General features: G+C 39.9%; 25 protein-coding genes. All 25 read left to right on the top strand.

Annotation, left to right across the window (positions count from 1 at the left end):
- The first annotated feature begins 14 nt into the window (after positions 1 to 14).
- Positions 15 to 644 carry a 50S ribosomal protein L3 gene (rplC, locus tag V514_RS0114410; protein ID WP_029500597.1) on the top strand — a complete coding sequence of 210 codons (630 nt, stop codon included), beginning with the start codon at positions 15 to 17 and terminating at the stop codon, positions 642 to 644.
- A 26-nt stretch (positions 645 to 670) separates the two neighbouring features.
- On the top strand, positions 671 to 1,294 hold the full coding sequence (gene rplD, locus V514_RS0114405; RefSeq protein ID WP_029500596.1) for a 50S ribosomal protein L4: 624 nt from the start codon (positions 671 to 673) through the stop codon (positions 1,292 to 1,294).
- Positions 1,294 to 1,572 carry a 50S ribosomal protein L23 gene (gene rplW, locus V514_RS0114400; protein ID WP_029500595.1) on the top strand — a complete coding sequence of 93 codons (279 nt, stop codon included), beginning with the start codon at positions 1,294 to 1,296 and terminating at the stop codon, positions 1,570 to 1,572. The genes rplD and rplW overlap by 1 nt, the downstream gene beginning before the upstream one ends.
- Positions 1,573 to 1,611: 39 nt before the next feature.
- Complete coding sequence (gene rplB / locus V514_RS0114395) at positions 1,612 to 2,442, top strand: 50S ribosomal protein L2 (RefSeq protein WP_029500594.1); 831 nt, start codon at positions 1,612 to 1,614, stop codon at positions 2,440 to 2,442.
- 57 nt (positions 2,443 to 2,499) lie between these two features.
- Complete coding sequence (gene rpsS / locus V514_RS0114390) at positions 2,500 to 2,781, top strand: 30S ribosomal protein S19 (RefSeq protein ID WP_029500593.1); 282 nt, start codon at positions 2,500 to 2,502, stop codon at positions 2,779 to 2,781.
- A 22-nt stretch (positions 2,782 to 2,803) separates the two neighbouring features.
- Positions 2,804 to 3,151 (top strand): 50S ribosomal protein L22, encoded by a 348-nt coding sequence (rplV, locus tag V514_RS0114385; protein WP_029500592.1) that lies wholly within the window; start codon positions 2,804 to 2,806, stop codon positions 3,149 to 3,151.
- Between the two features lie 3 nt (positions 3,152 to 3,154).
- Positions 3,155 to 3,811, top strand: a complete 657-nt coding sequence (gene rpsC, locus V514_RS0114380; protein ID WP_029500591.1) for a 30S ribosomal protein S3 — start codon at positions 3,155 to 3,157, stop codon at positions 3,809 to 3,811.
- Between the two features lie 2 nt (positions 3,812 to 3,813).
- On the top strand, positions 3,814 to 4,248 hold the full coding sequence (gene rplP / locus V514_RS0114375) for a 50S ribosomal protein L16 (protein ID WP_029500590.1): 435 nt from the start codon (positions 3,814 to 3,816) through the stop codon (positions 4,246 to 4,248).
- Positions 4,238 to 4,435: a 50S ribosomal protein L29 gene (rpmC, locus tag V514_RS0114370; RefSeq protein WP_029500589.1), complete on the top strand. Its 198-nt coding sequence runs from the start codon at positions 4,238 to 4,240 to the stop codon at positions 4,433 to 4,435. The genes rplP and rpmC overlap by 11 nt, the downstream gene beginning before the upstream one ends.
- Positions 4,436 to 4,458: 23 nt before the next feature.
- Positions 4,459 to 4,722, top strand: a complete 264-nt coding sequence (rpsQ, locus tag V514_RS0114365; RefSeq protein WP_010290404.1) for a 30S ribosomal protein S17 — start codon at positions 4,459 to 4,461, stop codon at positions 4,720 to 4,722.
- Between the two features lie 47 nt (positions 4,723 to 4,769).
- On the top strand, positions 4,770 to 5,138 hold the full coding sequence (rplN, locus tag V514_RS0114360) for a 50S ribosomal protein L14 (protein WP_029500588.1): 369 nt from the start codon (positions 4,770 to 4,772) through the stop codon (positions 5,136 to 5,138).
- Positions 5,139 to 5,172: 34 nt separating this feature from the next.
- Positions 5,173 to 5,481, top strand: a complete 309-nt coding sequence (gene rplX, locus V514_RS0114355; protein ID WP_029500587.1) for a 50S ribosomal protein L24 — start codon at positions 5,173 to 5,175, stop codon at positions 5,479 to 5,481.
- 27 nt (positions 5,482 to 5,508) lie between these two features.
- Complete coding sequence (gene rplE, locus V514_RS0114350; RefSeq protein ID WP_029500586.1) at positions 5,509 to 6,048, top strand: 50S ribosomal protein L5; 540 nt, start codon at positions 5,509 to 5,511, stop codon at positions 6,046 to 6,048.
- 17 nt (positions 6,049 to 6,065) lie between these two features.
- Positions 6,066 to 6,251, top strand: coding sequence for a type Z 30S ribosomal protein S14 (locus tag V514_RS0114345; protein WP_029500585.1), 186 nt, complete (start codon positions 6,066 to 6,068; stop codon positions 6,249 to 6,251).
- 30 nt (positions 6,252 to 6,281) lie between these two features.
- Positions 6,282 to 6,680 (top strand): 30S ribosomal protein S8, encoded by a 399-nt coding sequence (gene rpsH, locus V514_RS0114340; RefSeq protein ID WP_029500584.1) that lies wholly within the window; start codon positions 6,282 to 6,284, stop codon positions 6,678 to 6,680.
- Between the two features lie 32 nt (positions 6,681 to 6,712).
- Positions 6,713 to 7,252 (top strand): 50S ribosomal protein L6, encoded by a 540-nt coding sequence (rplF, locus tag V514_RS0114335; protein ID WP_029500583.1) that lies wholly within the window; start codon positions 6,713 to 6,715, stop codon positions 7,250 to 7,252.
- A 33-nt stretch (positions 7,253 to 7,285) separates the two neighbouring features.
- A complete protein-coding gene (rplR, locus tag V514_RS0114330; protein WP_029500582.1) occupies positions 7,286 to 7,645 on the top strand; it encodes a 50S ribosomal protein L18 in 360 nt (119 codons plus the stop codon).
- Between the two features lie 21 nt (positions 7,646 to 7,666).
- Positions 7,667 to 8,170, top strand: a complete 504-nt coding sequence (rpsE, locus tag V514_RS0114325; RefSeq protein WP_029500581.1) for a 30S ribosomal protein S5 — start codon at positions 7,667 to 7,669, stop codon at positions 8,168 to 8,170.
- 16 nt (positions 8,171 to 8,186) lie between these two features.
- Positions 8,187 to 8,369, top strand: a complete 183-nt coding sequence (gene rpmD / locus V514_RS0114320; RefSeq protein WP_029500580.1) for a 50S ribosomal protein L30 — start codon at positions 8,187 to 8,189, stop codon at positions 8,367 to 8,369.
- Positions 8,370 to 8,400: 31 nt separating this feature from the next.
- Positions 8,401 to 8,841, top strand: coding sequence for a 50S ribosomal protein L15 (rplO, locus tag V514_RS0114315; protein ID WP_029500579.1), 441 nt, complete (start codon positions 8,401 to 8,403; stop codon positions 8,839 to 8,841).
- The gene (gene secY, locus V514_RS0114310; protein ID WP_029500578.1) at positions 8,841 to 10,130 is read left to right on the top strand and encodes a preprotein translocase subunit SecY; all 1,290 of its coding nucleotides are present in this window, start codon (positions 8,841 to 8,843) and stop codon (positions 10,128 to 10,130) included. Before rplO ends, secY begins: the two co-directional genes overlap by 1 nt.
- Before the next feature lie 72 nt (positions 10,131 to 10,202).
- Positions 10,203 to 10,856, top strand: coding sequence for an adenylate kinase (locus tag V514_RS0114305; RefSeq protein WP_029500577.1), 654 nt, complete (start codon positions 10,203 to 10,205; stop codon positions 10,854 to 10,856).
- A gap of 447 nt (positions 10,857 to 11,303) precedes the next feature.
- Positions 11,304 to 11,522: a translation initiation factor IF-1 gene (infA, locus tag V514_RS0114300; RefSeq protein WP_010290388.1), complete on the top strand. Its 219-nt coding sequence runs from the start codon at positions 11,304 to 11,306 to the stop codon at positions 11,520 to 11,522.
- 37 nt (positions 11,523 to 11,559) lie between these two features.
- Positions 11,560 to 11,673, top strand: coding sequence for a 50S ribosomal protein L36 (rpmJ, locus tag V514_RS0114295; protein ID WP_000868344.1), 114 nt, complete (start codon positions 11,560 to 11,562; stop codon positions 11,671 to 11,673).
- A gap of 24 nt (positions 11,674 to 11,697) precedes the next feature.
- Positions 11,698 to 12,063 (top strand): 30S ribosomal protein S13, encoded by a 366-nt coding sequence (rpsM, locus tag V514_RS0114290; RefSeq protein ID WP_029500576.1) that lies wholly within the window; start codon positions 11,698 to 11,700, stop codon positions 12,061 to 12,063.
- The last annotated feature ends 10 nt before the right edge of the window (positions 12,064 to 12,073 follow it).

Here is a 12,073-nt window from a genome sequence, read left to right as displayed (position 1 = left end):
AGGAGGTGTGACACATGACCAAAGGAATCTTAGGTAGAAAAATCGGTATGACGCAAGTCTTCGCTGAGAACGGTGATTTAATCCCTGTAACTGTTATCGAAGCTACTCCAAACGTAGTTCTTCAAAAGAAAACAGTTGATACAGATGGTTACGAAGCTATCCAAATCGGTTTCGAAGATAAACGTGAAAAGTTATCTAACAAACCTTCAAAAGGACACGTAGCTAAAGCAAACACTGCTCCTAAGCGCTTCATTCGCGAAATTCGCAATGCTGACTTAGCTGAGTACGAGATTGGTCAAGAAGTCAAAGTTGAAATTTTCGCAGAAGGCGATGTAGTAGATGTAACAGGTGTTACTAAAGGTAAAGGTTTCCAAGGTGTTATTAAACGCCATGGTCAATCACGTGGTCCTATGTCCCACGGTTCTCGTTACCACCGTCGCCCTGGTTCAATGGGTCCAGTTGCTCCAAACCGCGTATTCAAACAAAAGAATTTACCTGGTCAAATGGGTGGCAACGTTGTAACTATCCAAAACTTAGAAATCGTAAAAGTTGATGCAGAACGCAACTTATTATTAGTTAAAGGTAATGTTCCTGGTTCTAAAAAAGCGTTAATCACAGTTAAGTCTGGTATTAAAGCTAACTAATTTTCCGAAGAAAGGAGGAAACAGGAATGACAAAAGTAAACGTACTTAGTCAAACAGGTTCTTCTGTAGGTGAAATCGAATTAAACGATGCTATCTTCGGAATTGAACCAAATGAAGCTGTACTTTTCGACGCAGTAATCGCTCAACGCGCTTCTCTACGTCAAGGTAATCACAAAACTAAAGGTCGCTCAGAAGTTTCTGGTGGTGGTCGTAAACCATGGCGTCAAAAAGGTACTGGTCGTGCCCGTCAAGGTTCTATCCGCTCTCCACAATGGCGCGGTGGTGGTATCGTATTCGGTCCAACTCCACGTAGCTATGCATACAAACTTCCTAAAAAAGTTCGTCGCTTAGCACTTAAATCAGCTCTTTCTAACAAAGTTGCTGAAACAAACTTCGTAGTTGTTGATGCTCTAACTTTAGATGCACCAAAAACTAAAGATTTCGTGAAAGTTCTTGCTGATTTATCAGTAGCAACTAAATCACTTATCGTTACTGCTGATATGAATGAAAACGTAGCATTATCTGCTCGTAACATTCCAGGCGTAACTGTTCTAACAGCTGAAGGTATCAACGTTCTAGATCTAGTATCTGCAAACAAAGTTGTTATCACTAAAGATGCTGTAGCTAAAATTGAGGAGGTGCTTGGTTAATGGAAGCACGTGAAGTACTAAAACGTCCTGTCATCACTGAGCGCTCTTCAGAACAAATGGCAGAACAAAAATACACATTTGAAGTTGACACTCGTGCCAACAAAACAGAAGTTAAAGACGCTGTTGAAACTATCTTTGGTGTTAAAGTTGAGAAAGTAAACATCATGAACTACAAAGGTAAAAAGAAACGCGTTGGCCGTTACACTGGCTTAACTAACAAACGTCGTAAAGCTATCGTAACTTTAGCTGAAGGCGAAATTGAATTATTCGAAATGTAATATAGATTGCATTCTTAATTAATAAAGGAGGGAATACACATGGCGATTAAAAAGTATAAAGCAACCACAAATGGCCGTCGTAACATGACGTCATCTGACTTTGCTGAAATCACAACTAATAAACCAGAGAAATCTTTATTAGCTGCTAAAAAACGCAAAGCTGGTCGTAACAACCAGGGTAAAATCACTGTTCGTCATAACGGTGGTGGCCACAAGAAACAATACCGTATTATCGATTTCAAACGTAATAAAGATGGTATCGTAGGTAAAGTAGCTACTATCGAATACGATCCTAACCGATCTGCAAACATCGCATTAATTAACTATGCTGATGGTGAAAAACGCTACATCCTAGCTCCGAAAGGTCTAGTAGTTGGCATGACTATCGTATCTGGTGAAGGTGCGGATATCAAAGTAGGTAACACATTACCACTTGCTAACATTCCAATGGGTACTACAATCCATAACATCGAGTTAAAACCTGGTAAAGGTGGACAACTTGTACGTTCTGCAGGTACTTCTGCACAAGTACTTGGTAAAGAAGATAAATACGTAATCGTACGCTTACAATCTGGTGAAGTACGTATGATCTTAGCAGCTTGCCGCGCTACAATCGGTGAAGTTGGTAACGAACAACACGAACTTATCCATATTGGTAAAGCAGGTCGTAAACGTTGGATGGGTAAACGTCCTACAGTTCGTGGTTCTGTAATGAACCCTAACGATCACCCACACGGTGGTGGTGAAGGTAAAGCTCCAGTTGGTCGTAAATCACCAATGACTCCATGGGGTAAACCAGCACTTGGTTACAAAACTCGTAACAAAAAAGCACAATCTAATAAATTTATCATTCGTTCTCGTAAAAAATAATGTGATTAAGCTGCGATTCAATCGAGTCGTGGCTGAATCATGGAGGGAGGTTCCGAAATGGCTCGTAGCTTGAAAAAAGGACCATTCATTGATGACCACCTTATGAAAAAGGTTGAAGCATCAAACAATTCTGAAAAGAAACAAGTTATTAAAACTTGGTCTCGTCGCTCTACAATCTTCCCGAACTTCATCGGCGAAACAATCGCTGTGTATGACGGACGTAAACATGTTCCTGTATACGTAACTGAAGATATGGTAGGACACAAGTTAGGTGAGTTCGCTCCAACACGTACATTCAAAGGTCACGGCGGAGACGATAAATCAACTAAAGTACGCTAATTAAGAGAGGAGGTAAACACTAATGCAACAAGAAGCTAAAGCTATCGCTCGCACAGTTCGCATTGCTCCTCGTAAAGTACGTCTAGTAGTAGACTTAATCCGAGGTAAAGAAGTCGGTGAAGCCATCGCTATTTTAAAACACACACCTAAAGCTGCATCTCCAGTAGTAGAAAAAGTTTTAAACTCAGCAATCGCTAACGCAGAGCACAACTATGATTTAGATGTAAACAACCTAGTTATTTCTAAAGTATTTGTTGACGAAGGTGCAACATTAAAACGCTTCCGTCCACGCGCACAAGGACGTGCTAGCGCAATTAACAAACGTACAAGCCACATTACAATCGTGGTATCTGAGAAGAAGGAGGGATAATACGTGGGTCAAAAAGTACATCCAATTGGTTTACGTGTAGGTGTCATTCGTGATTGGGAATCTCGTTGGTACGCTGAAAAAGATTACGCAACATTACTTCACGAAGATATCAAAGTACGTAAATTCATCGAAGAAACTTTAAAAGAAGCTTCAGTTTCTAAAGTAGAAATTGAACGCGCTGCAAACCGTATTAATATTACAATTAGTACAGCTAAACCAGGTATGGTAATTGGTAAGGGCGGTCAAGAAGTAGAATCACTTCGTAAAACTCTTAACAACATGACTGGCAAACGCGTACACATCAACATTGTTGAAATCAAACGCGCTGATCTTGATGCTCGCTTAGTAGCAGAAAATATCGCTCGTCAATTAGAAAACCGTGTATCATTCCGTCGTGCACAAAAACAAACTATTCAACGCACTATGCGTGCAGGTGCTAAAGGTATCAAAACTCAAGTATCTGGTCGTCTAGGTGGCGCTGATATCGCTCGTGCGGAACACTATAGTGAAGGTACTGTTCCACTTCATACTCTTCGCGCTGACATTGATTATGCTCACGCTGAAGCTGACACTACTTATGGTAAATTAGGTGTTAAAGTATGGATCTACCGTGGTGAAGTCCTTCCAACTAAAAAGAACTCTGTGGAAGGAGGCAAATAATTATGTTATTGCCAAAACGCGTTAAATACCGTCGTGTACACCGTGGCAAAATGCGTGGTCAAGCAAAAGGCGGCACAACAGTAACATTCGGTGAATATGGTCTACAAGCTCAAACAGCTAGCTGGATCACTAACCGTCAAATTGAGGCTGCACGTATTGCTATGACTCGTTATACAAAACGTGGCGGTAAAGTATGGATTAACATTTTCCCACACAAACCTTACACTAAAAAGCCTCTAGAAGTACGTATGGGTTCTGGTAAAGGTGCTCCTGAAGGTTGGGTAGCAGTAGTTAAACCAGGTCGTGTAATGTTCGAAATCGGCGGCGTTACTGAAGAAGTAGCTCGTGAAGCACTACGTTTAGCAGCTCACAAATTACCAGTAAAATGTAAGATTGTTAAACGTGAAGAAATTGGTGGTGAATCTAATGAAGGCTAATGAAATCCGTGAACTTGCAACTGTTGAAATTGAAGACAAAGTAAAATCACTGAAAGAAGAGCTTTTCAACCTTCGCTTCCAATTAGCGACTGGTCAATTAGAAAACACAGCTCGTATCCGCGAAGTTCGTAAAGCTATCGCGCGTATGAAAACTGTTATTCGTGAAAGAGAAATCAGTGCAAATTAAACTGATAAAGGAGGTTTGCAAGCATGACTGAGCGTAATCAACGCAAAGTTTACACAGGCCGCGTAGTTTCTGACAAAATGGACAAAACTATTACAGTAGTAGTTGAAACATACAAGAAACACTCACTTTACGGTAAACGTGTAAAATACTCTAAAAAGTTCAAAGCGCATGATGAAAACAACACAGCAAAAGTTGGAGACATCGTACGTATTATGGAAACTCGTCCGCTATCAGCTACTAAACGTTTCCGTTTAGTTGAAGTTGTAGAAGAAGCGGTTATTATCTAATAAATTTCGGTATTTATTCAGTAAAGATCCGAAGGGAGGTAACCTAAGTGATTCAACAAGAAAGTCGTTTAAAAGTTGCCGACAACTCAGGTGCTAAAGAAGTATTAACTATCAAAGTACTAGGTGGTTCTGGCCGTAAAACTGCTAACATTGGTGATGTTATCGTTTGTACTGTTAAGAAAGCAACACCAGGTGGCGTTGTCAAGAAAGGCGAAGTAGTAAAAGCTGTTATCGTACGTACTAAATCAGGCGTACGTCGTAAAGACGGTACTTACATCAAATTTGACGAAAACGCATGTGTAATCATCCGTGATGATAAATCACCACGCGGAACTCGTATTTTCGGACCTGTTGCACGTGAATTACGTGATGACAACTTCATGAAAATCGTTTCATTAGCTCCGGAAGTTCTTTAATTTCAAGGAAGTGCCAACAAGGAGGTGCGACATAATGCACGTTAAAAAAGGCGATAAAGTAATGGTTATCTCAGGTAAAGATAAAGGTAAAACAGGTGTTATCTTATCTGCGTTCCCTAAAAAAGATCGCGTGTTAGTTGAAGGTGTTAACATCGTTAAAAAACACGTGAAACCAAACCAACTTAATCCACAAGGTGGTATCGTTTCTCAAGAAGCAGCGATCCACGTATCGAACGTAATGCTAATCGACCCTAAAACTGGCGAGCCGACTCGCGTAGGTTTTAAAGTTGAAGATGGCAAAAAAGTTCGTGTAGCAAAAAAATCAGGTAATGTGATCGACTAATTTTTAAAATAGAAGGGAGGTACACACATGAGCCGCCTAAAAGAAAAATATGTAAATGAAGTTTCATCTGCTCTAATGAGCAAATTTGAATACACTTCTGCTATGCAAGTACCTAAAGTAGATAAAATCGTAATCAACATGGGTGTTGGTGACGCTGTTCAAAACTCTAAAGTACTAGATGCAGCAGTTGAAGAATTAACATTAATCGCTGGTCAAAAACCGGTTGTTACTAAAGCTAAGAAATCTATCGCTGGTTTCCGCCTTCGTGAAGGTATGCCAATCGGTACTAAAGTTACACTTCGTGGTGACCGTATGTACGATTTCCTAGATAAATTAATCTCTATTTCACTTCCACGTGTACGTGACTTCCGCGGTGTTTCTAAAAAAGCATTCGATGGTCGCGGTAACTACACTTTAGGTGTTAAAGAACAATTAATTTTCCCGGAAATCGATTTCGATAAAGTTTCTAAAGTACGCGGTATGGATATCGTTATCGTAACTACTGCGAACTCTGACGAAGAAGCTCGCGAGTTGTTAACTCAATTCGGTATGCCATTCCAAAAATAAGATAGGAGGGCTAGAACGTGGCTAAAAAATCAATGGTTGTTAAACAACAACGTGCTAAAAAATTCAATGTTCAAGAATACACACGTTGCGAACGCTGTGGTCGTCCGCACTCTGTATACCGTAAATTTAAACTTTGCCGTATTTGTTTCCGTGAACTTGCTTACAAGGGACAAATTCCTGGCGTGAAAAAAGCCAGCTGGTAATCCCCCAAATTGGGAAGGAGGTAAAATGTAATGACTATGACAGATCCAATTGCAGATATGCTTACTCGCATCCGTAATGCGAACATGGTACGTCACGAAAAATTAGAGCTTCCAGCTTCTAACATCAAAAAAGAAATCGCTGAGATTCTTAAACGTGAAGGTTTCGTACGTGACGTTGAGTATATCGAAGATGATAAACAAGGTATTATCCGTATCTTCTTAAAATACGGTCAAAATAACGAACGTGTTATCACAGGTTTAAAACGTATCTCTAAACCAGGTCTACGTGTTTATGCTAAAACTGAAGAAGTGCCAAAAGTTCTTAACGGCTTAGGTATCGCTCTAGTTTCAACATCACAAGGCTTAGTTACAGATAAAGAAGCTCGCGCTAAAAAAGTTGGCGGCGAAGTTCTAGCTTACGTTTGGTAATTAGCAACAAAAGAATGGAGGTGCAATAAGAAATGTCTCGTATTGGTAAAAAAATCATCGAGGTGCCTGCAGGCGTTACAGTTACAGTAGATGCTGATAACGTAGCAACTGTTAAAGGTCCGAAAGGCGAATTAGTTCGTGCTTTCCACAAAGATATGAAAATCGAGCAAGAAGGTAACGTAATCACTGTAGTACGTCCTTCTGACTCAAAAGAACACCGTACAAATCATGGTACAACTCGTGCTCTTTTAGCTAACATGGTAACTGGTGTTTCTGCTGGTTTCGAAAAAACTTTAGAACTTGTTGGTGTAGGTTACCGTGCTCAACTGCAAGGCAAGAAATTAGTTCTTAACGTTGGTTATTCTCACCCAGTAGAATTTACTCCTGGTCAAGATATCGAAATCGAAGTACCTGCTAACACAAAAATTATCGTTAAAGGTATTTCTAAAGAACAAGTTGGTGCATTAGCATCTAACATCCGTGACGTACGTCCTCCAGAACCTTATAAAGGTAAAGGGATTCGTTATGAAGGCGAATATGTTCGTCGTAAAGAAGGTAAAACAGGTAAATAATGCTGCCTAAGCATTAGAAAGGAGTGACCTTTAGTGATTACGAAACAAGATAAAAATCAAGTTCGTAAAAAACGTCATGCTCGCGTACGTGCTAAAGTTTCTGGTACTACTCAACGTCCACGTTTAAACGTTTACCGTTCAAACAAACACATCTACGCTCAACTTATTGACGATATTCAAGGTGTTACAATCGTATCTGCTTCAACTATGGAAAATGGTTTTGAAGGCGTTACAGGCAACACTGAAGCTGCTGCAAAAGTTGGCGAAGCTATCGCTAAAAAAGCTGCTGACAAAAACATCAAAGCGGTTGTATTCGACCGTGGCGGTTACTTATATCACGGACGCGTACAAGCTTTAGCTGAAGCTGCACGTGAAAATGGTTTAGAATTTTAATAAGAAGGAGGTTCACATTCAATGGGTCACATTATTGACGCAAACAGTCTTGAACTTGAAGAACGCGTAGTTACTATCAACCGCGTTGCTAAAGTTGTTAAAGGTGGACGTCGTTTCCGCTTTACTGCATTAGTTGTTGTCGGAGATCGCAATGGCCATGTAGGTTTTGGTACAGGTAAAGCACAAGAAGTACCTGATGCTATTCGCAAAGCTGTAGAAGATGCGAAGAAAAACTTAATCGAAGTTCCACGTGTAGGTGGGACTACTCCTCACTTAGTGATGGGTAAATTCGGTGCAGGTAACATCATGATTAAACCTGCTGCTCCTGGTACAGGGGTTATCGCTGGTGGTCCAGTACGTGCCGTACTAGAACTTGCTGGTATTACAGATATCTTATCTAAATCTTTAGGATCTAACACACCAATCAACATGGTTCGTGCTACAATCCAAGGTTTATCTGAATTAAAACAAGCTGAAGAAGTTGCAAAACTTCGTGGTAAATCAGTAGAAGAACTTTTAGGTTAAGGGAGGGAAATTGACAATGGCAAACAAATTAGCGATTACCCTTACTAAAAGCCCAATCGGTTCTAAACCTGGCCAAAAGAAAACTCTTGAAGCTCTAGGTTTACGTAAAATGCAACAAACTGTTGAACATGCTGACAACGTAGCTGTTCGCGGTCAAATTGCAAAAGTAGCACACTTAGTAACTGTTACTGAAAATTAATCTTTTATCTTACAATAAGGAGGTGCCTCTAATGAAACTTCATGAATTACAACCATCTGCTGGTTCACGTAAAGTACGTAACCGCGTAGGTCGTGGTATCGCAACAGGTAACGGTAAAACTGCTGGTCGCGGTCACAAAGGTCAAAAAGCCCGTTCAGGCGGTGGCGTACGCCCTGGCTTCGAAGGTGGTCAAAACCCATTATTCCGTCGTTTACCAAAACGCGGTTTCACAAACATTAACCGTAAAGAATTCGCTATCGTGAATCTTGACGCTTTAAATCGTTTTGAAGATGGCACAGAAGTAACACCAGCTTTACTTGTTGAAACTGGCGTTGTGAGCAATGAGAAATCAGGCATTAAAGTTTTAGGTAACGGTTCTGTTACAACTAAACTTACTGTAAAAGCTCACAAGTTCTCTGCTTCTGCTAAAGAAGCTATCGAAGCTGCCGGCGGAAACATTGAGGTGATCTAATGTTTCAGACTATCGCTAACCTATTCCGCGTTAGAGATATCCGAAATAAGATCATTTTCACACTTTTGATGTTGGTGATTTTCCGTATAGGAACATTTATCCCGGTACCAAATGTGGATGCAGATGTATTAAAACAAACCGATGAACAAAGTTTAGTCGGTTTCCTTAATATGTTTGGCGGAGGAGCTTTACAGAACTTCTCTATTTTCGCGATGGGAATTATGCCTTATATTACGGCATCAATCATCGTTCAACTGTTACAAATGGATGTTGTGAAAAAGTTCACCGAGTGGTCAAAACAAGGTGAGGTCGGTCGTAAGAAAAGCGCTCGATTTACACGTTACTTCGCAATTGTCCTAGCATTTATTCAATCTATCGCTATGTCATATGGTTTCAACCGTATGTATGGCGGTATGTTAATTAATGAAGAAGGTATTTTAACCTACTTTACAATTGCAATCGTGTTAACTGCTGGAACAGCATTTTTATTGTGGTTAGGCGAACAGATTACTGAAAAAGGTGTGGGAAATGGTATTTCCATTATCATCTTCGCGGGGATCGTTTCAGCATTACCAAATACAGTTAATCAAATTTACGCTCAAGAATTTGAAAATGCAGGGGATCAATTATTCCTTAACATCGTAAAATTCGTGCTTATTGCTTTAGTAGTTTTAGCTATTGTTGTTGGAGTTATCTACTTCGAACGCGCAAGTCGTAAAATTCCAATTCAATACTCTAAAGGTTCTGGCGGTAATATGCGTGGAGCACAAAAATCCCATTTACCACTTAAAGTAAATGCAGCTGGGGTTATCCCTGTGATCTTTGCTGTTGCGTTTATCGTAACACCTAGAACAATCGCATCTTTCTTTGGTGATAATGAGGTTGCTACTTTCATCCAGAATACTTTTGATTATTCAAAACCTGTTGGTATGATAATCTACGTTGCATTGATTATTGCATTCGCATATTTCTATGCATTCGTACAAGTAAATCCTGAGAAAGTAGCAGATAACTTGAAGAACCAAGGTGCTTATATTCCGGGGATTCGTCCAGGGAAGAATACAGAATCTTATCTTACAAGTGTGTTATATCGCTTAACATTTGTAGGGTCAATTTATTTATCAATTGTTGCTGTGATGCCGATTTTATTCGTGAACATTGGTGGACTTCCACAATCAGCACAAATTGGTGGTACAAGTTTGATTATCGTTGTCGGCGTAGCCCTTCAAACAATGACTCAACTTGAATCACAATTAACTAAACGACACTATAAAGGTTTTATGAAATAACTTTGGTTGGCTTGGGGGCATCTTCTGATGTTCCTGATACAACCATAAATTATATATTGGAGGATTTACCGTATGAATATCGTTTTAATGGGTCTACCTGGTGCCGGTAAAGGTACTCAAGCAGACAAAATTATTGAAAAGTACGACATTCCTCATATTTCTACAGGCGACATGTTCCGTGCTGCTATGAAAAATGGCACAGAACTAGGCTTAGAAGCGAAATCTTACATCGATAAAGGTGCTTTAGTACCCGATGAAGTTACGATCGGTATCGTTCGTGAACGCTTAGCTGAACCTGATTGCAATCAAGGATTCCTACTTGATGGTTTCCCGCGTACAATTGAACAAGCTGAAGCTTTAGATCAAATCTTAGCAGATCTTGGACGTAAAGTTGAACACGTGATTAACATCAAAGTAGAAGAAGATGAATTGGTTAAACGCTTAACAGGTCGTCGCATTTGTAAAGTATGTGGCTCTTCTTATCACTTAGTATTCAACCCATCAAAAGTTGAAGGTGTATGTGACAAAGATGGAGGAGAACTTTATCAACGCGCAGACGATAATCTAGAAACGGTTTCTAATCGTCTAGAAGTAAATATCAAACAATCTCAACCATTGCTTGATTTTTACAACAATAAACAAGTTTTAACAGATATTGACGGTCAGAAAGATATTAATGATGTCTTTGCTGATGTTGACGCTCTTTTAGAGAACAGCCGCAACTAATACCCGAGTCTCGGGCGCAGGAAATTCTGCCTCGGCAAGGAAACGTGCTGCGGTAGCAAAACGGAATTTAAATTTCGAGAGCTGCAAAAGCATATTGTGCCCGGTCTATGCACTGATGAATTATTGTATCGTTCGAAGGATTCCCTTTGTCCTTGATGCAATATTAATTCTGAAAGGGTATAATGGGTTTCGTGTAAAGTATCTGTAGATTACAGGTATGCACAGATCTCATCCAAGGATAATACATTCCAAGTGATCGCGTTGACATTATGGATACTGATTCTGGGATTTTTTCCAGGGATGTGAGATCGGACCCAAGACGTCTTTCGAACATCTCTCATATAATCCAAACATATGTTAGACGAGTATTTTACAAGAACACTTGGCTGAATTCGTTTGAATTTAACGATGGGAACCTGCATTGCATATAGAAGGGAGACAGGCTCGATGGCGAAAGACGATGTAATTGAAATCGAAGGCACAGTTCTTGAAACTTTGCCAAACGCGATGTTTAAGGTAGAATTAGAAAATGGACATACAGTTCTTGCTCACGTAAGTGGCAAAATTCGTATGCACTTTATCCGTATTCTTCCTGGAGATAAAGTTACGATTGAATTATCTCCATATGACTTAACTCGCGGTCGTATCACATACCGTTTTAAATAATCTTTTGCACTCCGGACCACTAAGGAGGTTAGGTAAGATGAAAGTAAGACCATCTGTGAAACCAATCTGCGAAAAATGTAAAGTTATTCGCCGACGTGGTAAAGTAATGGTAATCTGTGAAAATCCTAAACACAAACAAAAACAAGGATAATAATAAAGGAGGTGCACATCGTACATGGCACGTATTGCTGGTGTTGATATTCCACGCGAAAAACGCGTTGTAATTTCATTAACTTACATCTACGGTATCGGTAACGCTACAGCTAAACAAGTATTAGCTGGTGCTGGCGTTGACGAAAATATCCGTGTTAAAGATCTAACTGAAGATCAATTAAACAAAATCCGTGAACAATTAGACACATATAAAGTAGAAGGTGACTTACGTCGCGAAATCTCTCTTAATATTAAACGTCTAATGGAAATCGGTTCATTACGTGGTATCCGCCACCGTCGCGGTTTACCTGTTCGTGGTCAACATACGAAGAACAATGCTCGTACTCGTAAAGGTCCTCGTAAAACTGTAGCGAACAAGAAAAAATAATTAAGTAAAG

Origin of the sequence: Kurthia huakuii LAM0618 (assembly GCF_000505545.1) — a bacterium.
Lineage (GTDB): Bacteria > Bacillota > Bacilli > Bacillales_A > Planococcaceae > Kurthia > Kurthia huakuii.
This window is presented reverse-complemented; position numbering and strand designations above follow the sequence as displayed.